Source organism: Paenibacillus sp. FSL R7-0312 (assembly GCF_038004445.1).
In the GTDB taxonomy this organism is placed as follows: domain Bacteria; phylum Bacillota; class Bacilli; order Paenibacillales; family Paenibacillaceae; genus Paenibacillus_AQ.
This window is the reverse complement of sequence record NZ_JBBORE010000001.1, coordinates 2,862,295-2,888,502: the sequence shown is the minus strand read 5'-3', so window position 1 is coordinate 2,888,502 and position 26,208 is coordinate 2,862,295. Positions and strand designations below refer to the sequence as shown.

At 53.5% G+C, this 26,208-nt stretch carries 18 protein-coding genes and 1 riboswitch; of the genes, 5 read left to right on the top strand and 13 right to left on the bottom strand.

The features are described from left to right. Nucleotides 1-20 precede the first annotated feature (20 nt). From hemC to hemA, 5 genes are all read right to left on the bottom strand, one after another. Nucleotides 21-1,028: a hydroxymethylbilane synthase gene (hemC, locus tag MKX70_RS12675; RefSeq protein WP_042238893.1), complete on the bottom strand. Its 1,008-nt coding sequence runs from the start codon at nt 1,026-1,028 to the stop codon at nt 21-23. Continuing rightward, a complete protein-coding gene (locus MKX70_RS12670) occupies nt 983-1,303 on the bottom strand; it encodes a hypothetical protein (RefSeq protein WP_340840134.1) in 321 nt (106 codons plus the stop codon). The genes hemC and MKX70_RS12670 overlap by 46 nt, the downstream gene beginning before the upstream one ends. A gap of 630 nt (nt 1,304-1,933) precedes the next feature. After that, nucleotides 1,934-2,581, bottom strand: coding sequence for a precorrin-2 dehydrogenase/sirohydrochlorin ferrochelatase family protein (locus MKX70_RS12665; protein ID WP_042238897.1), 648 nt, complete (start codon nt 2,579-2,581; stop codon nt 1,934-1,936). A 663-nt stretch (nt 2,582-3,244) separates the two neighbouring features. After that, the gene (gene ccsA / locus MKX70_RS12660) at nt 3,245-4,069 is read right to left on the bottom strand and encodes a cytochrome c biogenesis protein CcsA (RefSeq protein ID WP_340783174.1); all 825 of its coding nucleotides are present in this window, start codon (nt 4,067-4,069) and stop codon (nt 3,245-3,247) included. A gap of 5 nt (nt 4,070-4,074) precedes the next feature. Next, a complete protein-coding gene (gene hemA / locus MKX70_RS12655; protein ID WP_340783172.1) occupies nt 4,075-5,466 on the bottom strand; it encodes a glutamyl-tRNA reductase in 1,392 nt (463 codons plus the stop codon). Between the two features lie 412 nt (nt 5,467-5,878). Continuing rightward, nucleotides 5,879-5,981: riboswitch (purine riboswitch) on the top strand. A 131-nt stretch (nt 5,982-6,112) separates the two neighbouring features. Between hemA and MKX70_RS12650 the strand changes: the two genes are divergently transcribed. The 3 genes from MKX70_RS12650 to hpt are packed head-to-tail and all read left to right on the top strand — an operon-like array spanning nt 6,113 to nt 8,803. After that, nucleotides 6,113-6,673 (top strand): phosphoribosyltransferase, encoded by a 561-nt coding sequence (locus MKX70_RS12650; protein WP_042238901.1) that lies wholly within the window; start codon nt 6,113-6,115, stop codon nt 6,671-6,673. A 57-nt stretch (nt 6,674-6,730) separates the two neighbouring features. Continuing rightward, the gene (locus MKX70_RS12645) at nt 6,731-8,245 is read left to right on the top strand and encodes an IMP dehydrogenase (protein ID WP_340840133.1); all 1,515 of its coding nucleotides are present in this window, start codon (nt 6,731-6,733) and stop codon (nt 8,243-8,245) included. Between the two features lie 30 nt (nt 8,246-8,275). After that, the gene (hpt, locus tag MKX70_RS12640; RefSeq protein ID WP_340840132.1) at nt 8,276-8,803 is read left to right on the top strand and encodes a hypoxanthine phosphoribosyltransferase; all 528 of its coding nucleotides are present in this window, start codon (nt 8,276-8,278) and stop codon (nt 8,801-8,803) included. Between the two features lie 57 nt (nt 8,804-8,860). On the opposite strand, the gene MKX70_RS12635 is transcribed toward hpt, so the two are convergent. Beyond that, on the bottom strand, nt 8,861-9,895 hold the full coding sequence (locus MKX70_RS12635; protein ID WP_340783164.1) for a LacI family DNA-binding transcriptional regulator: 1,035 nt from the start codon (nt 9,893-9,895) through the stop codon (nt 8,861-8,863). A 150-nt stretch (nt 9,896-10,045) separates the two neighbouring features. Here MKX70_RS12635 and MKX70_RS12630 point away from each other — a divergent pair, with 150 nt between their 5' ends. Beyond that, nucleotides 10,046-11,371: an FAD-dependent oxidoreductase gene (locus MKX70_RS12630; RefSeq protein WP_340840131.1), complete on the top strand. Its 1,326-nt coding sequence runs from the start codon at nt 10,046-10,048 to the stop codon at nt 11,369-11,371. Between the two features lie 4 nt (nt 11,372-11,375). On the opposite strand, the gene MKX70_RS12625 is transcribed toward MKX70_RS12630, so the two are convergent. After that, the gene (locus MKX70_RS12625; protein ID WP_042238907.1) at nt 11,376-12,314 is read right to left on the bottom strand and encodes a helix-turn-helix transcriptional regulator; all 939 of its coding nucleotides are present in this window, start codon (nt 12,312-12,314) and stop codon (nt 11,376-11,378) included. A gap of 139 nt (nt 12,315-12,453) precedes the next feature. Between MKX70_RS12625 and MKX70_RS12620 the strand changes: the two genes are divergently transcribed. Continuing rightward, nucleotides 12,454-13,500, top strand: coding sequence for a glycoside hydrolase family 88/105 protein (locus tag MKX70_RS12620; RefSeq protein WP_340840130.1), 1,047 nt, complete (start codon nt 12,454-12,456; stop codon nt 13,498-13,500). 158 nt (nt 13,501-13,658) lie between these two features. Here the strand turns inward: MKX70_RS12620 and MKX70_RS12615 are convergent, their stop codons facing one another. From MKX70_RS12615 to MKX70_RS12590, 6 genes are all read right to left on the bottom strand, one after another. After that, nucleotides 13,659-15,395, bottom strand: coding sequence for a hypothetical protein (locus MKX70_RS12615; RefSeq protein ID WP_340840129.1), 1,737 nt, complete (start codon nt 15,393-15,395; stop codon nt 13,659-13,661). A gap of 62 nt (nt 15,396-15,457) precedes the next feature. Beyond that, complete coding sequence (locus tag MKX70_RS12610) at nt 15,458-17,764, bottom strand: helix-turn-helix domain-containing protein (protein WP_042238914.1); 2,307 nt, start codon at nt 17,762-17,764, stop codon at nt 15,458-15,460. A 37-nt stretch (nt 17,765-17,801) separates the two neighbouring features. Continuing rightward, a complete protein-coding gene (locus MKX70_RS12605; RefSeq protein ID WP_340840128.1) occupies nt 17,802-19,403 on the bottom strand; it encodes an extracellular solute-binding protein in 1,602 nt (533 codons plus the stop codon). A 60-nt stretch (nt 19,404-19,463) separates the two neighbouring features. After that, nucleotides 19,464-20,342: a carbohydrate ABC transporter permease gene (locus tag MKX70_RS12600; protein WP_042238915.1), complete on the bottom strand. Its 879-nt coding sequence runs from the start codon at nt 20,340-20,342 to the stop codon at nt 19,464-19,466. 37 nt (nt 20,343-20,379) lie between these two features. Next, nucleotides 20,380-21,351: an ABC transporter permease gene (locus MKX70_RS12595; RefSeq protein ID WP_231637715.1), complete on the bottom strand. Its 972-nt coding sequence runs from the start codon at nt 21,349-21,351 to the stop codon at nt 20,380-20,382. Between the two features lie 261 nt (nt 21,352-21,612). Continuing rightward, nucleotides 21,613-26,046: a beta-galactosidase gene (locus tag MKX70_RS12590; RefSeq protein WP_340840127.1), complete on the bottom strand. Its 4,434-nt coding sequence runs from the start codon at nt 26,044-26,046 to the stop codon at nt 21,613-21,615. Between the last annotated feature and the right edge of the window lie 162 nt (nt 26,047-26,208).

Genomic DNA, 26,208 nt, shown 5'->3' with positions numbered 1-26,208 from the left:
TCCGTCATCCCCTTATCCCCTTATCCCTGAACATCCTGTCCCTTTACATCCGCCAAAATCTTCTCTGCGCCCCTGGCAATCAGCTTGCGTGCAACCTCCGCACCGAGCTGCACCGGATCCTTCCCGGTACAGGTTTCTTTAAGGATTACCGACCCGTCCGGTGTTCCCACCATTCCGGTTAAAGTGATTAACAGGCCGCGGTCTTCAGAAGTCCCGCCGGAATGAATAGTCCCGATTGTTCCCGTTGTCCCGGCCTTCTCCGTCTCCAGCACAGCGTAGGCGCCGATCGGCACCTGACAGCCGCCGTTCAGGGCGCCGAGGAATGTGCGCTCCGCCGTCACCGTAAGAGCGGTGCGCTCATCATTGTAGAGCGCGAGCAGCTTGCGCAGCTCCTCATCGTCCTCACGGCATTCGATGCCGAGAGCTCCCTGGCCCACAGCGGGCAGACAGATTTCCGGCGGCAGATACGCCGTTGCCCGGTCCTGCCAGCCCATCCGCGACAAGCCAGCCGCTGCCAGCAGAATCGCGTCGTATTCGCCGCTCTCCAGCTTCTTCAGCCGCGAGTCAATATTGCCGCGTACCGGCTCAATAACCAGATCCGGCCGGAGCGCCGCCAGCTGGCTGGAGCGCCGCAGGCTGCTTGTGCCTACCCGTGCGCCCTGCGGCAGATCCTCAAGGCCGGCTCCGCTGCTTGAGATCAGGCAGTCACGTGGATCGACACGCTTCGGCACTGCACCGTTAATCAAGCCTTCCGGCAATTCGGAAGGCATATCCTTCATACTATGTACTGCCATATCGATTTCTTTGACCAGCATGGCCTGCTCAATTTCCTTCACAAAAAGACCCTTACCGCCCACCTTGGACAGGGTGACATCAAGAATCCGGTCGCCTTTGGTAACAATCTTATGCACCTCAAAAGTAAAATCAAAGCCATGCTCCCCGCTAAGCCGCTCCAGATCGGCAATTACATGCCCTGTCTGCGTCAGCGCCAGCGCACTCTGTCTGCTGCCCACAATAATCTTCCGCATGAACCATTCCCCCTGTTCAAGTTACCTGCATCTGCACCTGCCCGCCCTGTTTCCTGCACCATACCTCTCATTCGCTCATCCACGCCAATTTTGCCGAAATCAAGGGCACTTTTGCCCTTCATTTGCTCATCTGAGCCAATTTTTCTGGAATCAAGGGCACTTTTGCCCTTCATTTGCTCATTCGCGCTAATTTTGCTGAAATCAAGGGCACTTTTGCCCTTCATTTGCTCATCTGAGCCACTATTGCTGAAATCAAGGGCACTTTTGCCCTTCATTTGCTCATTCGCGCCAATTTTGCTGAAATCAAGGGGATTTATACCATTAATTTGCTCATTTCGGCGGATTTGACCGAATCAAAGGGATTTATACCACTAATTTGTTCATTTCGGCCGATTTTGCCCGAATTAAAGGGATATATACCTTTAATTCACTGCACAACAGTAGGCTTTTGCCATTCCAGTCACATTCCAGCGAATCCGTCCTGTTCAACGTTATAAACACATTCAATTAGTCCACTTATTCGTCCATAAGTTTTATCATTCGGCCGTTCGTCCATTCAATCGTCGATTCGATATGTGGGCTGTCAGCATCGACATTTCGTTAGGGAACACTTCAGTAGCACGATTCAATCGACAACTTGAGTCAATTTCTGCCGCTGCTTATGTCTTTGCAGACTTAGTTTGAAGCAGTCTTAATGATTGCCGAATTCGTTTTAAAGCAGCCAGAGCAGATGCAAACTAATCCGAAATCGCAGCAGTTATACTTGTTGCCTGCTCCATCTGCTGGTTTGATCTACGCCGTTTACCTACTCCATCCGCTCGTTCCATCTACGCCTCCCGATGAGCTGCTCCACCCACTCACTCCATCTACACTTCCCAATGGCCGACTCCACCTGATCATTCCGCCTACTTCTCCCGGTTACACTCAATCCAGGCTTCGACCTCTCCAGCTGTCCATGGTATAAAGGTGCCCTGCCGCATCTCATCCAACACATCAAGCTTCCCCAGCCTCCGCAGCAGCCGGGCGCGAATCTCAGCTACAGGCTCCAGCCGCTTGATTTCGGTGCGCAGCTCGTGCAGGAAATCCAGATAAGGCTCGTATTCCTCGCCCAGCAGTCCAGCGATCTGCGCCGTGATCTGCGCAGTAGCGGACGGTCCCGCCCCGGAGGTCGAGACCGCAACCGTCAACCGCCCCCGCCGAAGGATACCGGGCGTGATGAAGCTGCCCGCCTCGGCGTGGCTGGCCACATTGACCGGCAAGCCCAGCACCCGGGCCTCCCCGGCCACCGCTTCATTCACCGCCCTGTCGCTGCTGGCGGCATAGACCAAGACAGCTCCCGAGAGATCTCCGGGAGCATAGGGGCGGCTGACCCATTGCAGCCGCCCCTCCGCAGCCGCTGCGGACAACGTCCCGCTAAGCGCAGGACTGACAATCACGAGCTCCGCTCCTGCCTCCAGCAGCGGAGCCGCTTTACGTTCAGCCACAGCTCCGCCGCCGATCATTACCACCATTCTGCCCTGAACATCCAGCATAATGGGCAAATATCTGCTCATCCCGCCTCACTCCAGCATCTGAATATCAACTATACTCCACACCACAATAATCCAGCTTGCTCAACTAAGAAATCCGTCCCAGGTTGCCACTAATGCAGGACAGCAGTCCGGCGCGCATTAGATTAACTTACTCATTAACCGCCCATTATCACTTCAGTACAGTCGCTCGCTTCGTTATCCACCATAACACTTTAGTTCAATCACTGGCTCCATAGCCACTATAGTACTCCATGCAATCGCCTGCGCTCCTTAGCCGCCACAACATGCCCGCATAACTTCCCGTTTCTTGCCTGTACATTCCAGCATAACCTCTTGCTTCTCATCCACCTGTGCTCTCGAGCACAATTCAGCCGCCTCTGCACGTCAGCACACCAGCCGCCTCTACACTCCAGCATACCAGCCGCCTCCAGCACTTCAGCACACCAGCCGCCTCTGCACGTCAGTACACCAGCCGCCTCTACACTCCAGCACACCAGCCGCCTCTACACTCCAGCACACCAGCCGCCTCTACACTCCAGCACACCAGCCGCCTCTACACTCCAGCACACCAGCCGCCTCTGCACGTCAGCACACCAGCCGCCTCTGCACGTCAGCACACCAGCCGTCTCCGCACTTCAGCACACCGGGCGCCTCCGCACTCCAGCACCCGGCTCGCCAACTTTACTACCCGCCCCAGCCATGGAACTCAGACCATGAATTCAGCAGGAAATTAAGAATAATAAAGCCATAGCCGGTGATGGCCCAGCGTGCCATCGCAGTGCCGCTTCTGCGGCCGGAAACCTTCAGTACTATATAGAGTATGTAGACTCCGAGGCCGGTAAGCGTAGTCAGCACTTTCAGATCCTGAAACAGCGGCGTCCGCCCTTCTGCAATAATCGATAAGCCAGCCAGAATAAGCGAGGCCAGCAGCAGCGGCACACCGGCAAGGATAGCGGTATACGAATATTTGTCCATTGTCTCCAGACTGGGGAACCTGCGGACACGGTCATCCCACTTCTTATTCTTAAGCTTGGTATGCAGAAACAAATACATTATCGCAAATACGGTCCCCAGTGTCAGTGCGGCAAAGCTCAAATTGGCCAAAATCACATGCATCGCCAGCCAGCCGTGCACCGCACTCCAGCTCTGCAAGGCATGATCCTCTGCGGTCAGCCATACCCGGTTCAGCAGAAACACGCTGAACCCTGCCATGCTGAGCAGCAGAATCGTAAACTCGCCGCCCCGCGTGTACGCAACGGCAAGCGAGATCACCACCATACTGAAGGAGAACCAGAACAGAAAGTCATACGGTGTGAAGATCGGCAGACCGCCCTCCTGGGAGAAGCGGATCGCCAGCCCCGTGAGCTGCAGCAGGCCCACAACAGCAAGAAGCCCTGTGCCCAGCCGCTTTCCGCCCGGATTGCGCCGAAGGCAATCCGAGAAAACAAACAGCAGGCTCAGGGCATATAGCAGCAGAGCGGCATCATATATTCCGTTCAGCAGTTGCATGTCGCTCACCCGCCCAGCAGGCCGGCCGGAGCAAACACGTTCCCCGGCACCGCGAACTTTCCGCCGGAGGATACTTCAGCAGGCGCCTCCTCAACCGGTACAGCACTACGGTCATCCGGACTCGGGTCCAGCTGCTCCTGCAGTGCAAAAATCTGGGTGAAGTACTCCAGAGCTTCATTCCCCTGCTTCCCGCCGGACAACTCCTTAATGACATTAATCGGATCATGCATCATCTGGTTCACAATACTTTTGGTCAAGCGGCGGATAACCTTGCGCTGATGCTCATCCAGTTCAGGCAGCTTGTTGAACAGGCTGTCCATCGTTTCTTCATATATCCCGTTCGACTTGTCCTGCAGCGCACGGATCACCGGTCTGACACCGAGCGTCTTCAGCCACAGCTGGAATTCATCCATTGCCTCACTAATCATCACTTCAATCTTGGCCGCTTCACTGCGGCGCATTTCCAGATTACTCTCCACAATGCCTTCCAGATCATCTATATCATAGAGGAAGACATCTGGCACACTTGCCGCAGCCGGATCAATATCGCGGGGCACGGCAATGTCGATCATGAACAGCGGCCGGGACGGGCGGCGCTTCATCCCCTCAGCTACTTGGGCAGCCGTCAGCACATAACCGTCCGCTCCCGTGGAGCTGATGACTATATCCACTTCATCCAGACGCTTCAGTGCCTCTTCAATCGTGGTTGGCTTGCCGAGGAACTTCTCGGCCAGCTCTACGGCCCGTGACAACGTACGGTTGGCGACAATCACTTCCGCCGCGCCGCTGCTGTACAGATGCTTGACCGTCAGCTCGCTCATTTTGCCGGCGCCGAGAATAAGCACTCTTTTGCCGGTAAACATGCCAAAAATCCGCTTGCCAAGCTCCACCGCCGCGTAGCTGACCGAAACCGCGCTTTCACCGATAGAAGTCTCGCTATGCGCACGTTTGCCGAGCGTCACCGCCTGTTTGAACAGCCGGTTGAACCACGTTCCGGTTACGCCCTCCGCCTGGGCAGTCAAAAAAGCACTGCGTACCTGTCCCAGGATCTGCGTCTCGCCGATCACCATGGAATCCAGGCCGCAGGTTACACGAAGCAGGTGTGCAATCGCCTGCTCGTCTTCATATATATACATATGCTGCGCAAATACATCACTTTTTACACCGAACCACTGCTCCATGTAGCTGCGGATGAAATATCCGCACATATGAAGGCGGTCCACGACCACATAAATTTCCGTCCGGTTACAGGTGGCGACTACGACCCCTTCCAGAACGCTCTTCGTCTGCATCAGCTGATGAAGCGCAGCAGGCAGATCCTTCTCGGCAAAAGCGAACTGTTCTCTCACCTCTACGGGAGCCGTACGGTAATTCAGGCCAACGACGACAATATGCATCGCTTGTTCACCATCCTAATCTCTATTCATTGGTGTAGGCACTGTTACTGCTTATTAGCATGTATTAGTATCAATTTCACAAGATCTCAAATCGCTGTGTTAAGTATATCACATCAAAATACGGCTTTTTGCAAAACCTTTGAACTATTTATGAATTGCAGATAATAATTATTATAAATAAAAATCCGCCAAAGCACCATGCTTTAGAATGGGTTATTTAGAGTTTTTTTATGAATCCGCTGGTTTATCTGTATAACTCAAACACTTTAATGTCACCTTATATAACATCTAAACAAAATATTGACACACATTATTGCGAATGATAGCATATAACAAATCACATGCGTAATATTATATAACACAAACATTGAAAACAATCATTCAGAAACCATCCGAGTCACTAATATGTCAGATTCTCTAATTAAACATCTCTTGTATAAGCTCGTTAATTTGGAATGAGCGTATCTACAGGCAACCGTAAATTGCCCCAGGCTACAAGAGGCCAGATAAGACACTGGAGCAACCAGTGAAGGGAACACGGCTAAGCCGGTCTTCTCCTCCTGACGTACCTGTCTTGTCCTGCGCCTCTTGGTCCTGGGGTTTTTGGCATTTATATTTGGCATTTATAATAGAAGGAGTGAGGGCAATGAGTGCATCCTACGCACGGTTAAGTGAATCGATCAGTCAAGCCAAGAATGTGAGGATCTACAAGAATAAAGATACCGCCTATGACTTTAAGCTGTACCCTTTCGGAGAACGAGGAACCTACATTGCCCCTGAGCTGATCAGTGAGATTACCGATAGTCTGGCAGAGGCCGTTACGGAACAATTCCCGGATTTCGATTACATCGTATCGCCTGAACCGGGCGGGCATACCTGGGGCATGCTTGCGGCCTACAAGCTGATGAAGCCGATGAACATTCTGCGCCTCAGTACAGAGCTGTATGAGAATTACGAGGTCAGCATCAAACGCGAGACGGCGTATAATGAGAATTATATTTATTTTGACGGCTTCTCTTCCGGTGACCGGGTGCTGCTGCTGGATGATGTCATTAGTTCAGGCGCTACCATCCGCTGCATCGCTGAGCAAATGTCCGTTATGGGCGTTGAGCTTGTAGGTGTGCAGGCGATTCTGGCTAAAGGTGAACACTACAAGCAGCTGGAAACGGACATTGGAGTGCCGGTAAGGTTTCTATCCCAGGTATGAAGTCTATAGAACTGCAATCGCAGAATTGATGAAATTATAACAGGGGAGTGACAAGCCATGGCTTATTATTATGAGCAGCCTTCAAGAACCTTCAGTGAGTTCCTGCTGGTGCCCAGCCTGACCACCAAAGAATGCATCCCGGGGAATGTCGATCTCCGGACGCCAGTAACCAAATTCCGCAAGGGTGAGACTCCGGCGCTGACGATGAATCTGCCTGTTACCTCTGCGGTAATGCAGGCGGTATCCGACCATAACATGGCGATTGCCCTGGCCAAAAGCGGCGGCATCTCCTTCATCTATGGCTCGCAGTCTATCGAGCAGCAGGTTGAGATGGTCCGCCGGGTCAAAAAGTTCAAAGCCGGCTTCGTCCTCAGCGACTCCAATCTGAAGCCGGAGGATACACTGCAGGATGTACTGGCGCTGAAAGCGCGCAGCGGCCACTCCACCATTGCCATTACGGACAACGGGGAACCGACAGGCAAGCTGATGGGCATTGTCACAAGCCGCGATTACCGCGAGAACCGTCTGCCGCCGGAGTGCCTGATTACTGAATTTATGACGCCGTTATCTTCACTAATCTATGCCGAAGAAGGCATCACCTTAACTGAAGCCAACGATATGATCTGGGATCATAAGCTGAACTGCCTGCCGATTGTTAATGCCAGCGGTCATCTCGTTCACCTTGTGTTCCGCAAGGATTATGACAGCCATCAGGAGTACCCGCTGGAGCTGCATGATGACAACAAACAGCTCATTGTCGGCGCAGGTATCAACTCCCGGGATTACAAAGAGCGCGTACCGGCGCTGGTGGAAGCCGGAGCAGATGTCCTGTGCATTGATTCCTCTGACGGTTATTCCGAATGGCAGGCCGAAACCATCCATTATATTAAGGATACTTTCGGGGAGAAAGTGAAGGTCGGGGCGGGCAATGTCGTCGATAAGGAAGGTTTCCTATACCTCGTGGAAGCCGGGGCGGATTTCGTCAAAGTCGGCATCGGCGGCGGTTCCATCTGTATTACCCGGGAGCAAAAAGGGATCGGACGCGGCCAGGCCTCCTCCGTCATTGAAGTCGCAGCCGCCCGCCAGGAATATTACGAGCAGACCGGCATCTATGTCCCGATCTGTTCCGATGGCGGGATTGTCCATGATTACCATATTGTGCTGGCGCTGGCGATGGGAGCTGACTTCGTGATGCTGGGCCGCTATTTTGCCAGATTCGATGAAAGCCCCGGACGCAAGCTGCTGGTCGGCGGGAACTTCGTCAAGGAATATTGGGGTGAGGGGTCGAGCCGCGCCCGCAACTGGCAGCGTTATGACTTCGGCAATGCTGACAAAGAGAGCAAGCTTGAGTTCGAGGAAGGTGTGGATTCCTTCATTCCTTACGCCGGACGGCTCAAGGATAATCTGGATCTCAGTATCAGCAAAATCAAATCAACCATGTGCAACTGCGGCTCGCTGACCATCCCGGCACTGCAGAAGCAGGCGAAGATAACACTGGTTTCCTCCACAACCATCTTTGAAGGAGGCGCACATGATGTTATGCTGAAGGAAAAGGACAGATCATCCTCCTGATCACATCCTAATCCATAAGGAGCGTCAACCATGACACAAATTACCAAAGTTCTGGTCAGCAAGCACCAGCTGCAGCAAAGAGTTCAAGAACTGGGCGCTGAAATATCGCGTGACTATGAAGGCAAAGAGCTTGTACTTATCGGCATTCTCAAGGGCGGCGCTGTATTCATGTCCGACCTGATGCGCGAAATCACTTTCCCGGTCGGCATCGACTATATGTCAGTGTCCAGCTACGGTGCAAGCTCCACCTCCTCCGGTGTCATCACGATCAAGAAGGATATCGACATGGATATCCGCGGCAAGCATGTCCTGCTCGTCGAGGATCTGATCGACACCGGCCTGACTCTGCAGCATCTGAGGCAGCTGTTCGCCCTGCGCGAAGCTGCAAGCGTCCGTATCTGTACTATTCTAAGCAAACCTTCCCGCCGCCTGGTCGAAGTTCCGGTCGAATACTGCGGCATTGACATTCCCGATGAATTCGTTGTCGGCTATGGTCTGGATTACGCCGAGCAGTTCCGCAATCTTCCTGAGGTATGGATTGTGGAGACGGGCGATTAGACTAGGATTAAGAAACCGTCAATTCTCCTATAGCTGGAGAATTGACGGTTTCTTTGTTCAGCAGAGAGATGGTTCCGCAACTGTCTCCCCTGTCAGAAACGGTCCCAGCAGCCGGATTTGCTCATAAGGTGCCAGCGGATTGGCAATCCGCCGCAGCATCAGCTCTGCCGCCCGCTCCCCTGCCTCCTGGACCAGCAGCGCCGGGCGCGACAAGCCGGGACAAGCCTCCAGTTCCCCATGCTCCATCGCAACAATTGATATCTGCTCCGGAATATTAAGTCCCCATTCCTGCACCTTCCGCAGAATGGGCCAGGCTTGTCCATGATTCGCCGAGAGAATAGCCGTAGGGCTTCCTGTCTGAAGAATGGCCGATAAGTCAGCAAGCCATTGAGGATCAGCGGGGTTCACATGATACATCTGTTCAGCAGCGGAAATTCCCCGGCTTGCGCAGGCGGCCCTGAAGCTCTGATAGCGCAAGCGGAATCCCCTCTGTCCGTCCGGCTCACCCACGTACAGAATTCGGCGATGACCGCTGCGGCAGAGCGCATTTACCGCAAGAATGATCGCATGCTGGACATCCCAGATTACACTGTCCACCTCGGCCCCTTCGGGCGGGAAATTGATCATTACCTTCGGAAGACCAAGCTGCAGCAGAATGGTCTCCGCCCAGACGGGCAGCAGCGGCGATAGAAACAGTCCGTCGCAGTATAGAATGCCGCTCTCCTCCAGCCAGTCCGCCAGCTTGTCCGGCTGGTGTCCCTCAAACGGCAGCAATACGGATTGTACCTGATGGCCCAGCTCATCCATGCGCTGATGCAGACCATGGAACTGCAGATTCAGAAGAGAGTGGTCTGCAGGCATCAGCATGACGAACCGGCGGGGCTTGCCCGCCGCATAGGCAATGGATTCAGCGGCAAGCCCCGCTTCCTGCGCTTTGGTCGCATAATTCATTGCCCGGGCAGTAGCGAATACCAGCCTGCGGGTCGGTTCCGACATGCCCGGCAGCCCGCGCAGCGCTTTGGATACTGTGTACACGCTCAGCCCCAGGCGGTCCGCCAGATCCCGCAGCGTGACCGTTTTTCTCTTTGACACACGACTTCCCCCTTTTACTTGGCCATTCCATTCTTCCATAGCTCTCCTGCAATGCAACCCCACAATCCCCTAAGTACAACTAAAATCAAGCTATAATCCCTTGTTCCATATATCTATTATAAAGGTAAGCTCTATATAGAAAGGATGAATATGGTGAAAAAAGAACAGATAAATCTGCAGGTGGCCGCAGAGATATATGAGGAGGCCGATGTCATAGTGATCGGGGGCGGTCCGGCCGGGACAGCGGCGGCGATCTCCGCCGCCCGCTGCGGACAGAAGGTAATACTGCTGGAGCAATCAGGGCAGCTTGGAGGGATGGGAACACTGGCTAATGTCAGCATCTATATGAGTGTCGGCAACGTGACCGGCATCTACCGTGAAATGCTTGAAGAGACAACTCCCGAAGCCGTTCCCGGCTCCCACCTGATATCGCTGCACTCCCGGAAGGACCAGTATTCCCCCTTTGCAGTGCGCCATTATCTGAACGGAAAACTGCACCGGGAGAAGGTTAAGGTCTTCTACCACACCGTCTATGTCCAGCCCGTCATGGAGGGGCAGCGGGTACGCGGAGTACTAGCCCGGACCCGCGAAGGGCTGAAGGCCTTCATGGGCGGGATTGTGCTGGACTGCTCAGGGGACGCCGCTGTGGCCAGGGATGCCGGAGTGCCTATGCGCTACGGCCGGGAAAAGGACGGATTAACACAGCCTATGACCCTTATGTTCACCATGCAGAATACCGGCAAGCCAGTTGTCCCTTATCTTCCTGAGGACTGTGAGATATATGAGTCCGTAGACGATCTGCCGCAGGGACGCCACCTGTACTGGGAAAAAAATGATGACGGCACGCTTCTGGTCAATATGACCCGCGTTAAGGGCAACGGTGCCCGTATTGAAGACGTCAACTTCGCGGAGCGCGAGGCTCTGCGCCAGGTTTTCTCAACGGCCCATTATTTACAGCGCAACGGCTTTGAGAATTACATTATTGCCCATATTCCCGGCCAGACCGGTGTGAGGGAAACCGGGCAAATCGTTGGTCTGTACACCTTGACCGAACAGGATTTGCTTGAAGCCCGCAGGTTCGGGGATGTCGTGGCGCAGACCAATTATGAAATCGATATTCACAGCCCTGACGGGCAAAGAACGACGGAGGAGCGCCAGCTGGGAAGCTACGATATTCCGTACCGCTGTATGGTACCTGCCGGTGTGCAGGGGCTATTGGTAGCGGGACGAAGCATTTCGGCAACTCATGTAGCCATGTCCTCCATGCGCGTGCAGGCTACCTGCTATGCACTGGGTCAGGCGGCCGGAATCGCAGCAGCTGTCGCCAAGGAAGAGGGCACCGTCCATATGGCGGATATTTCAATTCCGCGGCTGCATCAGCTGCTGGCTGAGCAGGGCGTACAGTTTCATGGAACTGTGCTGTCTGCCGGGAACAACGGCCAGCGGGTTGCCCCTGAATGTTCCGGGAAATTATAAGACTTTAACCACCGCCCTGCCGGAGCAGCTTACGGTAACGGCCCGGCGGTACACCTGTCAGGCGTTTGAAGCTGCGGCAAAAATAAGACAGATCTTGAAATCCGGCTGTCACCGCAACCTCGATCAGCGGTATACTCTCAGCTTCCAGCAGCTCCTTGGCACGGTTGATCCGGTAATGTGTTAAATATTCCAGAATCGTAATGCCGGTCTCCTGCTTAAAGATCCGGTGCAAATAGGAGCGGGAGAAATGAAAATAACGGACCATCTCTTCTATCCGGAAGGGGAGCTTGTAGTGGTCGGCAATGTAGCCGGTCATCTGCACCGCGAGCAGCTTCCTGCGCTCCTCCGCTTGCCGGGAAGGCGGACCAGCCTTCTCCCGTGTCAACACAGCGAACAGCCGGAGCAGAAGGCTTTGCACTTCTAGGGTATACGCTTCCCTCTTGCCTGTAAGCTCGCTCTCCAGCTCGAGCAAAATAGCCCGGACGCTCTCCAGCTGTCCGGTGTTTAGCTGCCAGAGCACAGAAGCAGACGCTCCATCGGGCAGCCATTCGCAGACCTGCTCCGCCGTGAAACGGTCTACGCCGCAAAGCCTGTCCAGATATCTCTCGTCTACTGAAAGAATCTGCCGGTGCAGCAGCTGGCCATTGGCCGGTCTGGGCATATGCAGCACGGACGGCCTCACAATAATCAGGCTGCCCGCGAAGATCCTGTAGGCTTGATCGCCTGCAATGAATTCCCCGCTTCCTGCCAGGCAGAAGTACCATTCATAACCGTGATGCGAGTGCAGTTCCGCCTGCTGAATGCCATTAATGCGCTGTACACATTGAACCGGGTAATCTACAAGCGCCCTGTTCGTCATATCATCGATCATATAGGAATTCTGCTTCTTCAATCCCGCTGAAGAAGCAGAATTCAACTCATTTACAGATCTCATTCCAGACATGCCAAGCTTCCTTTCCTCATCAGTATAAGTGTACAATCCTCCAATACATTGGGCAGGATCACCCAAGAATTCATACAGGCAAGCCACTTATACTGCTTAATATAAGTTCAACTCTAGATCACAGGAGGACTAGTAGATTATGACAACCTTACCTTCATCACAAACACTTGAGCATGCAGCAAGCAAGGTATATTCATATATGCTCCTGGAACATTCCGGCAATTGGGGAATGGACATGGCGCATTGGGATTGGGTTCCCGGCGTAGGTGCTGCCTCTATCCTGGAATATTATCAGCAGGACGGCGGCGATGAGATTATAAGCCGGCTGTCAGAATGGGCCCTTGCGCATTTGCACCAATCCGGGCATGCAAAGGTTATTAACTCCATGGCTCCGTTTGCCATCTTTCCCGCACTGTACAGCGTCACAGGGAATCCTGTCTTCAAGGAGAGCGCGGTCCGTACCGGTCAATACATGCTGCATGAAGCGCCAAGAACCCGGGAAGGCGCTTTCGAGCATACGGTGACCGAACAGGCAAGCTTTCCGGAGCAGGTCTGGGCGGATACCGTGTTTATGGCTGTGCTGTTCCTGGCCCGGCTGGCCCGGCTGACCGGAGAAACCGGGTATGCCCGGGAAGCCCTCAGCCAGCTGGAGCTTCACCTGAGACTGCTTGAGGATAAACAGAGCGGCGTGCTGTTTCACGGCTGGAACTGTATCACCGGTGACCATATGTCTGCAGCCAGATGGACAAGAGCCAACGCCTGGATTGCCCTTGCAGCGCCCATGATTCTGCAGGAGGTGGATGGCCTGCTGCCTGTGCCTGCCTCCATTCCGGAGAGATACCGCCGCTTGATGGCGGCCTTAATCGGTTATCAGAGTCCATCCGGACTCTGGCATACAGTCATGGACCGGACAGACTTCTATCTTGAAACCTCCGGGAGCGCCGGCATCGCAGCCGGGATATTCAAGGCTGTACGGATGGGCCTGCTCGGCGAAGCAGCTATGGGACCTGCCAGAGCTGCACTTGAAGCGGTGCTGGGCACGATCAAGGCCGATGGAGAGGTCAGCGGCGTCTCCGGCGGCACTCCGGTGATGCCCACTGTGGAGGACTATAATGAAATCTCCTGCATACCCACTCTCTACGGTCAAGGACTGGTGCTCATTCTTCTGGCCGAAGCCATGAAGTGAAGGCTGACTCCGTTCACAAGACCCTGCCTATGCGGGGGGAAGCCAGACCAAAGGCACCGCAATCCTGCGGTGCCTTTGGTCTGTGCCGGGCTTGTATACCGCAGCACTAAATGTTCAGATACCGAAGATCAGTCTCCGGGCCTCCTTGAGCCTACCCCTTAGTCCTGTCCTCTGAGTGCTTCCACCATGTCCGGCTTCAGCCGCAGGTTAAGCACCAGTTCCCCATCCTCCGTACTCCAGCTTGCAGCAACTTCTTCCCCGTTGCCTGCGGCCGACATGGTTACGCAGAAGGAGTCCGGGCTGCTGTCCCGTCCCTCATCCTCGCGTACCGACAAGGTAAAGACGACCATTGCCTCGTCCAGAGCCGTAAAATCAATTCTCCGGCGTTCACCGCTGTACAGCACCAGATCAAGGCAGAGGGTATCGCCGCTGTGGACAACTTCCCATTCCGGATTCTGGACCAGCGAAGTTGCCCCTCCGGCAAACCGGGTATACAAACCGCGAAGGGAAAGCTTCACCCCGCCTATGGATACCACCGCCCCTCCGTCCACGGCATTGGCGGTTACACCGTCAAGACTGCCGCCGATTTCCAGTCGCAGGCGCAGATCCTCTGCCTGGATGCCGCCGTCGATCCGGTCCAGACCGATATGCGTATCCCCGCCGTTCAGCGAGAGCTGAAGACCGCACAGCACGTTCCCCTTGCGCTGCTCGGCGGAAAAGACGGGGGCGGAAAAATCATAGCCGTCATGCAGCATCCGCAGCGCCGCATAGACCGTTCCGCCAGGACCGTCTACATAGGCCAGCAGATTGCGCCGCTGATTCCACATGACTTCCTTGCTGGCCGAACCAAGCGCATAGCGCGTAGTCATGTAAGTAACAGCGGTTTTTTCATAGCCGTCTTTACTGCGGTAATACACCTCGCGTACTTCCCTTTCAGCGGCTTCCCTGAACAAGGCGCGGTAGGGTTCGGGACAGGAAATACCAAGGTTGTACCATTCCAGATCGTAGAACATATCCGCTGGAGCACAAAAATCCAGTTCTCCCTCCAGCGCCAGCTGCAGGAACGCCCTGGCTGCATCTGGCAGCAAGGTGGAATAACAGCGGCTATGTGGTCCCGCCCATTGCCCTGTGGATGCGTGAAAATGCCGTGCCACCCCCTCCCAGGCCAAATTCAGCATATCCTCGCATATTTCCAGCGCCCGGCTAACCTTGGTCGCGGAGCGGATGCGTGATAATTCAATAATCGCCACCTTGGTGTACGTCGGACTGTTGTATTCCTGAAACGTCCGGGTTCGGCTGGCATATTGATGGAAGGCCTCGAATTTCTGCAAGCCATAATCCAGATAGCGCGGATTCTGAAAGACTTCTCCCGCGAGCAGCGTCACAAACGATCCCATAATGGAAATATTCGTATAATGCGGACCCATGTTGCGCCGGATGATGGATTCGCAGGCGTGAAATACCGATTCCCGCACCTTCTCCAGCAGCTCCGCAGGCATCCGGTGTTTATGCCGGATTACTGTTGTTAGAAGTGCTTTTCCGATAAAATCCGCCCAGTTCCAATCCGGGGGCCTCATGCTGGACAAGGGCTCTTCCAGATAATACGACCAGATGCCATAAGTCACGCTGGCCGGATCATGGTCCTGAAGTGAAACGATTTGCCGGATCACGGCAAAAGCCCTATCCTCAGCATCCGTAAGCCCGGTATCCAAAAGCCCTTGGGCATATTCAATGGAAGAACGTATGGAATGCACCTGTTCCACATTCTGAAGTGCGGTGTGATAGCCGTTGGTTGTATATTTCTCTTTGATCATCGAATGCAACGGGCTGAATTGATTCTCCAATTGTTCAAGCCTCCACCGCAGGAGAGCCTGTTCTTCAAGCATATTGTTCATTGTGATCCTACCCTTCATATAGGAAGGAGAAGCCGTCAATGCCCAGCTCCTCCCGCTCCCTGTTACTTGCGCCGCTGCTCCCGGTATTCGGAAGGCGTCAGCGCGGTGAACTTTTTGAAAATGCGGACGAAGCTGTTGACATTGCCGTAGCCGACCGCTTCGGCAATATCCATAATTTTGCCGTCCGTCTCCTCCAGCAGCCGTTTGGCCTCAGCCATGCGCAGCGCCATCAGATAGTCGATGAAGTTGCCCTCGGTCTGCTCCTTGAACAGCTTGCTCAGATGGGACACGCTGACCCGGAATTCCTCAGCCAGCAAGTTCAGCGACAGTTCGGTTCGGCTGTAATTGTCATGAATATAATCCAGCACCTTAAGAATCAGGCCGTTTTTCTCCCTGCTGCTCCGTTTCTCTTTGATGGCTTCCATATGCCCCTGCAGGGTCTTCATTAGAAATTCCTTGATCTCTTCCAGGCTTTTGTGCAGATTCAGCGACTCCTGCAGCTCCTGGGGCATTTGGATATTCTTGTGGCCGATGCCAACATCCTCGGCGATCTCCGCCGCCTTCATCAGGCATTGAAGGCTGAGCTGCCGGATGATCTGGGGCGGCACGCCATATTCGGCGAAGGCTTCGAACCATCGTTCCACCTGCTCGCGCAGCTTCGTGCCGTCCAGCAGCTTCAGCGAATCCATCATATCCTCCGTCATCGCCACCAAACGGTAGAAGCGGGGAGAAAGATCGCTGTGAATATCCTCACGGGTAATGATCGAGTTCGCGCCGAAGACAAGGCGGTAGGACAAGGCCTCTTTGGACTGCTTAAAGGACTTGTGAAGCTCTGTCATGGACTCCACCAGCCCCCCCACCCCAATGGAGATGGTGCGCCGGAAATTCTCTTCCACATACGATTTGATCAGTTCCGCCACAGCCACCGCCCGCAGCTCGGCATCGGCATCATCGTCGGCAAAGCTGATGATGATCGCACAGGTGCCATTCTCCAGCTCAATGGCAGCGCCCTTTCCCTCAGCCAGAATCAGCTCCTCGGCCAAATTGCAGAGCGCATAATTGTACAGGTGCACATCCCGGATCGCGGCAATCTCCTCCCGCCGGTCCAGCTCCGCATTTAGCACGACAAAACGGTTCGGATGAAACTGGATTCCGAGCATTTCCATATACTGCACAACGTTGGAGATATTGATCTTATAGTTGGAGAGCAGCTCCATCAGCAGCTGCCACTTCAGCATGGGGCGGGTCTCCTGCATCTGCTTGTGCAGCTGGTCGCTCTGGACCAGAATCCCTTCAAAAGCGGACTCCAGAAATTGCAGATCATCTGCCCGGTCTGTCTCCTTCACCTGCGGAGAATATTCGTTCAATTTGACGGAGAGTGTGTGCAAAAACCGGTTCAGCGGTCTAAAGGTCCACTTGCCGAGCGCCAGGCCCATGGCGGCAGCGGCAATGAGGATCATCGCCGAAATCACGGCCAACGTATTGCGGAGTGCAATAAGCGGCTGGTTGAGCTTAAGATCGGAAACGGTGCGGATCAGCGTCCATCCGGTGTAGGGAGAGTCCGTATAGAAGACCATCGACGGCTTCTGATCCACCTGTGAGTGAAAATTCCCCGTTCTGCTCTTGCGGCTCAGCGCCTCATGAATGTATGAGGACTGGCCGATGTTCTGCCCCAGCTTGTTCTCGGCGGGATGAAGCACGATCTGCCCTGTCGCATCCACAATAAAGGTCTCCCCAAGATCCTCATCCTCATTGTGAATCAGCGAAAGCAGCATTTCCGTCTTCAGATTCAGTGCCATCGCCCCTTTGCGGGCACCCACGGAATGAAGCAGCGGATAGGTGCGGACCAGCGTGACCACATTTCTGTAGATCGGCGAGGTGGACCGGTTAATGACCAGCTGGCGGCTCGGCAGCCACTCAAAATAGCCATCGAACGTCTCGAACGTATTGATCCAGCCGTAATCGTCCAGCTTGCGCTCCTCAGTCAGCACATCTCCGGAAACCAGCCTGCTCTGGCTGTAAGAATACATATCGATGGAGAAGATGTAATCGTCGCTGCGAATGAGCCTGTCGATCTGTCCGCCCAGCCGGAAATCATTGCCCGCCGCTTCCTCACTGGGAAGCTTTTCATCAAAAAACTTCCGGACCTCATCATACTGAACGAGCTGCACGGACTCATTGTCCACACTTTTCAGCACCAGCTCCAGCTTCTGGTTCATATGCTCAAGCAGCTCCATATTCGTCCGCGTCAGGCGGTCCTTAAGATCGCCGGTGAAGATGAAATAAAACAACAGCCCCGATATGCACACAATCAGGAACAAAAGAATCAGCAAGCCCGCCATCAGTTTTTTTGCCCATTTATTCTGCAAAGCTCCCCATCCTTTAGTTCCCGACTGATCTCAGCCGTTACTTAAAACTGGCCTTGTTCTGCTCGTACCATTCCTGCGCCTGGATCTCTACCTGCTCTCCGCCGAGCCGTTTCCATTCCTTGCGGATTTCCTCAAGCGCCCAGACACCGGTATACTTGCTTCCCTGTGTGGTAACCTTGGCGCGGATCTCATTGATATAAGGCGTCATAGATGTCTGGATTTCATTGAATTCCACAAAGCTTGGCTGATATGGAATATCCCGTCTGAATTCATTCTTCATCGCCAGCTCAAGCCCCTGCTGGCTGAGCGCGGCGAGGCGCTGGGAAACTTCGTCCGAAGCGGCCTTTACCAGCAAATCTTCCGGTTTGAACGTATTGTTGCGCAGGATGGCGTATTCTGCGGCGTATCCTACTTCTTTCTTGAATTTGTCAGCGTCGATCACCTTGGCGACTCCGTTCACATCGGTGTAGTGCTCGCCCTCAATGCCGTTGTTAAGTGCCTTCCAGCCTTCATCCACCATCCAGTCCAGATAATTCACAGCCGCTTCGGGATCGGCCATATCCTTGTTGAAGGCAACATAAATGAACGGGGAAGTCTCCTGATACAGGCCGAATTTCCCGTATTTCGTGGATACCGGCTCCAGCGGCACAGGCTGCGCATCCGGCACATTGGCCAGCATATCCTTCAGTTGAGATTCCATTGTTCCGCCGCCCCAGTTGGCGATATAGATGCCTGCCTTGCCGGTGGTCCAGAGCTGGATGGCCCGCTGATTGTTCTTGTCGGTCAAATATTCCTTATCGACCAGCCCCTGCTCGTATAGCTGCTTCTCTAGGGACATGACATCGCCGAACCGGTCAAGCAGGGCACCATACGCCATCTTGCCGTCTTCCAGATACCACTGGTTGTTCATATCCGCATAAATGGCCGAATAGAAGTCAAAGGTGGTTGAGCCTACGATCGGCGTCGTATCCGCGGCGCCGTTGCCGTCCGGGTCTCCATCCTTGAAGGCCTGGGCGACCTGAAGCAATTCGTCAATGGTGGTCGGCATGGCCAGTCCAAGCTTATCCAGCCAGTCCTGGCGAATCCAGGCGCCGTGATTGGCAACAGAATTCATGGTCCGCTCCGTGGCGACTGCATACATTTTTCCGTCGAACGTCAGGTACGGCTTAAGTTCTGGATGCGCTTCCAGATAGGCTTTGTAAGAGGTGCTGTACTTCTCGATATATTCATCAATCGGCTGGATCGCCCCTTGAGTAACCAGCTTTCCGATATAACTGCGGTCATATTCCCAAATCAGGTCCGGCGCCTGGTTGGAAGCGATCAGCACATTTAATTTATCCTGGGCCTGTGCCCGGGGAACCGGAATAATCTTCACGTCTATCCCGCTCTGCTCCTTGATCCATTTCACCCAGCGGTTGTCCTCATACGTACCCTCATCACTGGAAACGCCGCCGCGGTCGAACATTGAAACGCTTACAGCCTTGGGCTTGCTGTTTGTCGCCTCGGGGCTGGTGGTTGCCGGCGAATCTGTCTTGGTATTCGCCGTGTCCGTGTTGTTCGCGCACCCGCTCAGCAGCGTGGCCGCCGCTATCCCCAGCGTCAACGCTGAGGACAGCCATTTGGTTTTGTGCATTTTCATTTTTAAATAACCTCCCTTATTAATCTAGCATATCTTCAAGCTTGTGGTAAGCTCGTGATATCAGCCTTTGACCGAACCCAGCATAACGCCTTTGACAAAATGCTTTTGCAGGAACGGGTAGACACAGAGAATCGGCGTGATTGAGAAAACAATAGATGCCGCGCGTATTCCCTCCGGTGTAATGGAAATCTGCCCTACGCCTTCCCCGCTCTTCAGCAGTTCGGGACTGACCATTTCGATCATCTGATACAATCTGACCATCAGGGACATTTTGTCGGTGCTCTGGATATAAATCAGCACATTCATATAAGAGTTCCACCAGCCCACTGCATAGAACAGGGTCAGAGCCGCAATGACCGGCATGGACAAGGGAAGGATAATTCTCCAGAGTATGGTCAACTCATTGGCTCCATCGATAGCGGCGGATTCTTCCACCTCTTCCGGGAGTCCCTCGAAAAAGGATTTCATGACAAACATGTTATAGACGCTGATTAATGCAGGCAGCCAGAGCGCCCAATACGTGTTGACCAGCCCCAGAGCGTTAATTAACAGAAAATGGGGAATCATCCCGCCGCCAAACAGCATGGTGAACAATACAGCCATCAGAATAGCGTTTCTTCCCCGCAGCCTGCTTTTGGACAAGGGATAGGCGCACAGCACGGTGAACAGCATGTTAAAAGCAGTCCCCGCAACGGTGATGAACACCGTATTTTTCATGGCTACTACCAGTTGCCCGTCGTCAAACAGATTGCGGTAGGCGTCCAGATTAAAATCAACCGGCCAGAGGAAAACCTCCCCGCCGCTGATCGCCCGGCTGCCGCTGAAGGATGTGGCGATAATATTGATAAAGGGAAACACTGTCGCCGCGGCAAACAAGGCAAGCGCGATATAATTCAGCCACCGGAAAAATACGGATGAGAACTCGGCTTTGGCTTTCATAAATGTAATCGACCTCTTTCTGTAAGCATGATTCCTCCTACCACAGGCCCCGCTCTCCCATAGTCTTGATTAACCGGTTGACCGAAATGACCAAGATAAAGGCGATAAGTGACTGGAACAGCCCCAGGGCCGTTGTATAGCTGTATTGAAGATTTTCGATCCCGCGGGTATAGACATAAGTGCTGATAACCTCGGCAACCTGGCTGACGGCGCTGTTCTTCATGGCGTAGACCTGCTCAAAGCCGACGTCCATCATTTGGCCTACCCGGAGAATCAGCAGAATTGCGGCGGTACCGCGGATACCCGGCAAGGTGACATGCCAGATTTGTCTGAATTTACTGGCTCCGTCGATTTTGGCCGCCTCGTACAGGGTAGGGTCAATGCCGCTTATAGCCGCCAGATACAGAATCGTTCCGAATCCCGCCTCTTTCCATATGCTTGAAGCAATGAAGGATACCGGCCACCAGAAGGTGTCTGCCATGAAATAAATCGGCTCCAGACCAACCATTTGCAGCAGCTGATTCACGATCCCGGTGGATGGGGACAGGATGGCGATGACGATGCTCCCCAGAACCACCCAGGAGATGAAATGCGGGATGTACAGCAGATTTTGCAACACACGCTTGTAGCTGCTCCGGGTCACCTCGTTGAGCAGTATAGCCAGAATAATCGGCACCGGGAAAGCAAATACGAGACTGTACAAATTAAGCAGCAGCGTATTGCGCAGTACTGTATAAAATTCCGGGCTGGCAAACAGCTTCCTGAACTGCTCCAGACCTACCCATTCGCTCCCCCATATTCCATCCGCCAGCCTGTAATTTTTAAATGCAATAATTTCTCCGAATAATGGGGCGTATTTGAACAGCACAAAAAATACAGCAACCGGAATAAGCATGAAATACAAATATTTATCCCGCTTCAGCTGTTTCCGGAATCGGCTTTTGGATACTGCGGCTCCGGAGCCTTTCTGCATCGCCGGTGGAATATAGGGCTCTGCGGATTGTGACAAGTTAATCTCTCCTTTCTTGTTTCTTGCTAAAGGCTCGCTCAGTAAGCGCATCCCCTATCTGAACGGCTGCCCTCAAATTAGCATGAAAGGAGGAGCTTTCGAAACCTTCACTTTCCCGTTTTCTACACCATTTCCCGATCCGGCACCCTTCATCATTTGTTCCAACCTTCATTTTTTAAGCCGGGCAGTACATTGGGTTCCTTTTTTGGAAGTTTATATAGCACAAATAGCGGCATTCCCGAAGGAATGCCGCCCATGCAATCATTGTAAAGATTCGCCGCCCTCTACGGTTCCCAAGTCAAGCAGCAGCGGTGAGAAGGCATCAAGTGTTACGGCCGATGCTCCAAGACTCTTGCCCTGGATCAATTCCTGTATGCTTTCCGGCGCCTGTCCATTGAGAAGTATATTTACCTGTTTGGCCTGCCAGCTGTAATTGGCGATATTCAGCAGCAGTCTGCCTTCGTATACACTGGTTCTCCACTCCACATTGGAGACTGTTTCTCCGGTTTGAGCATCCGTCAATTCCACCTGAAGCAAATTTTGCTGTCTGAGCAACGGAACAAGCTGCGCTTGCAATGCCGGGAGAGTCGGCGAAGTTAACGCGGTTGCAGTTCCTGTTACAGGAATAACTGCAGCATGCGCCATAATGTAGCTTCTGGCCGCTTCCGGATGCGTCTGGTTATGAACATCCCGGATAAAGGAATCCTGGCCCAGCACAACCGCCTGGCCCCCTTGCTCAATATAGGCTTTGACGGCTTCTATAGTCTCTGCGTCCACATTCCGGGCATCCGGAATAATCAGCAGCTTGACGGAAGACAGCTTGCCTTCCCCGATCTGCTTCTCACTGACAAAGCCGACCTTCTGCCCGGAGAGGGACAGAGCGGAATAGGCCCGGTCCACCGCCTCCAGATAAGCCGGACGGTACAGGTTGGACGCCTTAGAATACAGAACGGCCGTTTCTGCGGGAGCGTTCTGGAAGGAGGTCACCTCACGGGCCAGACGGTTCAGGTCCATGCCTGTTGTGCCGATAGCCGAAACGACATCCGGACGGTACAATACACTGCCCTCGAAATCGCTGGCGGGATCAGTGGTTCTTTCCCATACCCAAATGGTGGAAGCGCTTCGTCCATGGATAGCTCCCTGCCATATATCGTTGCGCACATGGGACGCCTGTTCAGGCACATAGCGGCTGTCGCGGTCGGGAATGATGTGGTCTTCCGAATTGAACACAGGTGCCGTTTTAAAGGAGGACAGCAGATCATAATATTTAAGCTTCTCTATAATCGTCGCTCCCTCGTCATGCAGATAATTCCAGGCATCCAGACCATTCAGATCACTGAGGCCGGATATCTGCTCCGGATCTATCCCCCAAGATAACGGGGACTTGGCCAACTGGGACTTGGCCAGCACTCCACCCATGATTTTTACACTTACAGGAATATCCGGCGCCATTTCATGGATAATATCTGCCATCCATTCATGCCACTCAGCAAACAGCTGGTCATTAAAGCTGATCCAGTCATAATAAAGTGCTGTCCGTTCCTCCGCCTGCGGCATCGCAACCTGCTCAAAGGATTCATAGGCGGTATTGTACACGGCATTCAGCTGTCCAATATCCGAATACATCTGCTTCAGATAAAACTGCCATGCGGGCTTTTGCGCAGGATCTTTATAAGAGATGAACACCGGCTCATTGGACAATACGATATTCTGGAGAGCAGGATAATCCTTGACCATGGGAATCAGGGTGCGCAGATAATCCTCAATCGCCTCCCTTGCTTTCGGATGATTAAAGTTGAATTTGATGAAGCCGCTGTTAGTAGAACGGATTTCAGGGTACTTTTGCAGCAGGAATTCCGGGAAATAATGCGGTGACAGCAGCAGGCTCACCGCCTGATTATGTTCACCGGCACTTTGCAGCGCCTGCTGGATATCATTGCGGATGGTGGCCGTAGAGATGAGATAATCCTCTTTCACTACAGTACCGTCATCCTCAAATCCGGGATACGCCGCCAGATTGGCGGTGGTCCCGCTTTCCACAATGCCAATACTGTCGATCAGCAGAGAATCGGTTATATTCTCGGACACGATGCGGAAATCGAGCGAGGTCTCGGCACTGCCCGTGCGATAGGTTTTGGTAATTTTCTGCCAATCATAGGTTCCTGCCGGGATACCCAGCCGGGTTGCGAAGGTCCCGAACCAGACGTTGTTTACATTGGCTCCTTTGACCCACATGCTGAATTCATAATTGGTGTTTGGCTTGACGGCTATTTTCTGCCATACCGTTCCGTACACATTTGCAGCCTTGGGCGTAAGGTTGACTATCTTCAAGGCCCGGCTTCCTTCGTGAACCACTTCTGTCCCGTAAGAAAAGCTCGCCTTGGCTCCCCCCCTGAGCTCCGTGCTCCACCCAAGTATCGTATTGGGCGATTGGAGGATACGGTTAGGCCCGGTCTCCATCTGGATCATGTTCGACCCAAGCTGGGACAGAACAGGAATATCCTTTTTCACCTGGGCAAAATGCCCGTAACCGGTAAAGAAGACCGGTCTTGACTCCTCTGCCCCTGTCTGCGAATTGATCGTGTTGCCAATGAAAGATTGCTGGTCGATAGTCACATTGCCGGTAACATAATGCGGAACCGGGAAACTGGTCTGTGTCCCAGCCAAATAAGCCTCAAGGCGGTCCTCGGTCTGCTGGTACAACAGCAACAGCTGGTCCCTGACATATTGCGCCCGTTCCAGTTTATTTTGGGAAATATCTTCCTTGCCGTAAGGAATAAATTTATCGATGACCGCGATATCCAGCTTTTCATAATCCACTGCGATCCCCTGCGCCTCCACCTGCTCCAGCAGCGCTTTCAATTCACCCATATTTTCTTCAAGCTGCTCTATATCCTGTTCAATCTGAGTGCCGGAAGGAAGAATGTCGAGCTCCCACTCCAGTGTCCTCTCCTCGCCCGTTCCCGTTTCCCTAACCTCTGCCGTGAGCGATTGCTCTCCGGTTCCGGCAAAGGAGGCCGTAATCGGATACTGCAATACGGAATGCGCAGGTACTGTAATATTCCTCCATGCCGGGTCCACTTGAGCTATCTTTGTCTGGAATTGCTTCGCCTGATCTGTGGAATTCACCAGCTTCAGCTGAAAGTCCAGCGGCTCATTCTGCTCCGCTGTGTAGCGGTTCTCTTCAGGCTGTATATAATCACGGTCCAGCCATGCCGCCCACGTACTGTTTTGCGGGATGAAGAACAGATTCCCGAAGCTGTACTGGTCCTTCAGTTTCCCTATGCCCGGCGTCCATTCCACCCAATTCTTCCGTCCGGCTCCGTCATTGTCATTCAGCACAAAATTGAAAGGCATGGATGCCCCCGGTTCATCCGCATGGAGCGCACTCCAGGGAATTTCAGCCTCATAGATGGTTTCGGAGCCAACCCGTTTGGTCTGCAACCGGATAGGCTGCTTATCGGCGGGCGTATCTCCCTGATTCCATGTCCATACCTCAGGCGCTCCGTTCACCTGGGCGAATCCATACTCCGGACCATACAACACACTTGTTCCCGAAGCGAACTGGATACTGTCCCCTGACCACATCGCTGCTCCGGCCACACCGGATTGCACATCATCACGCACCTTCGCGGCAAAATAGAGGTGATTCTGATTATAAGCAAAATATACTCTGCCTAATAAATCGTCTGGTCCCTGCCAGCTGGCCAAATTGGCCTGGCCGCTTCCGGGCAGCGGCAATTCGATGTAGGAGGCTTCGTCCCATTCACTTAAATCACCGTCCAGGATGATCCCGTCCGCATAATAGACAGGCACCGCCTTTCCTTCCGCCAGACTTCCAAGGAAAGTCTGTTCATCCATCACCGTGCATGCCCCGGCTCCGTTTACGCTATAGCTGAAGGTTGAGACAGAACTGTCTGCATATCCTAGGCTTTTTGCATACGCTTTCAAAACTAATGAACGATCGATGGCGACCGGCCCGGTGTACCATTGCTTTGTCGGAGACAAAACAGGGTCCGTGCTATCTGTTGTGTAATAAACGGCAGCAGAGACGGTTGCTGTAGCCAAGCTGACAGTTGTGCCTGATTCCACGGGTCCAGAAGGAGGATCGGCGCTGACGGCCGCAGCTTGCGGCACAGTCTCAAAGTCCCCGTTCTGCAGCAGATTGGTATCCGTTCCTGCCTCCACCATCGTCAAATCATCAAGCCAAAGCGCCCCTGTTACGCCCTCGGAGAGAACGGTGAACGGGTAAGAGGTGGCGGAGGCATCTGTTGTAATATTAAACACCATAGACTGCCAATCGAAGGTTCCCGTCGGCAGAGCCTTTTTTAGCGACCAGCCGGCATTTAGTGCGATACTTGAGTACGAGGCTTGAGTCCCCTTGACCTTCAGGCTCACCTGATAGGTGGTATTGGGCTTCACCGGAACATGCTGCCGGATCGCCAGAAACACATTGCTGGCCTTGGGCGTCCGGTTGACTATTTTTAACGAGGCCTGACCCGCACTGAATACGGTTTGGTCGATGTAGACTTCCCCGTCCACCCCATTGTTATTGTAGCTTGTTGGCCAGTCTGGAATATTGGCGATCGGCGCAGATGCGGCATATGCAGGAGGGATGTTAATCCCGCTGCCCACGATCAGCAGCACACTGAGCAGTACGGCAGCAACTCTTGCGGAGTACCTTTGGGTTCTCAAAATCGAATGCCTCCTTTGTAGCTATTATTGGCTTCGCTTATTCTCGCTCTCCGTCCGGAGCTCCGGATGCTCCTCCTTTCTTTCAGGGTCTAAAGCACCTATAACCTACCATCTGGCATCGTTTTGTGTTATCTGCACCTTTTGTGACGGTCTGCTTTATTT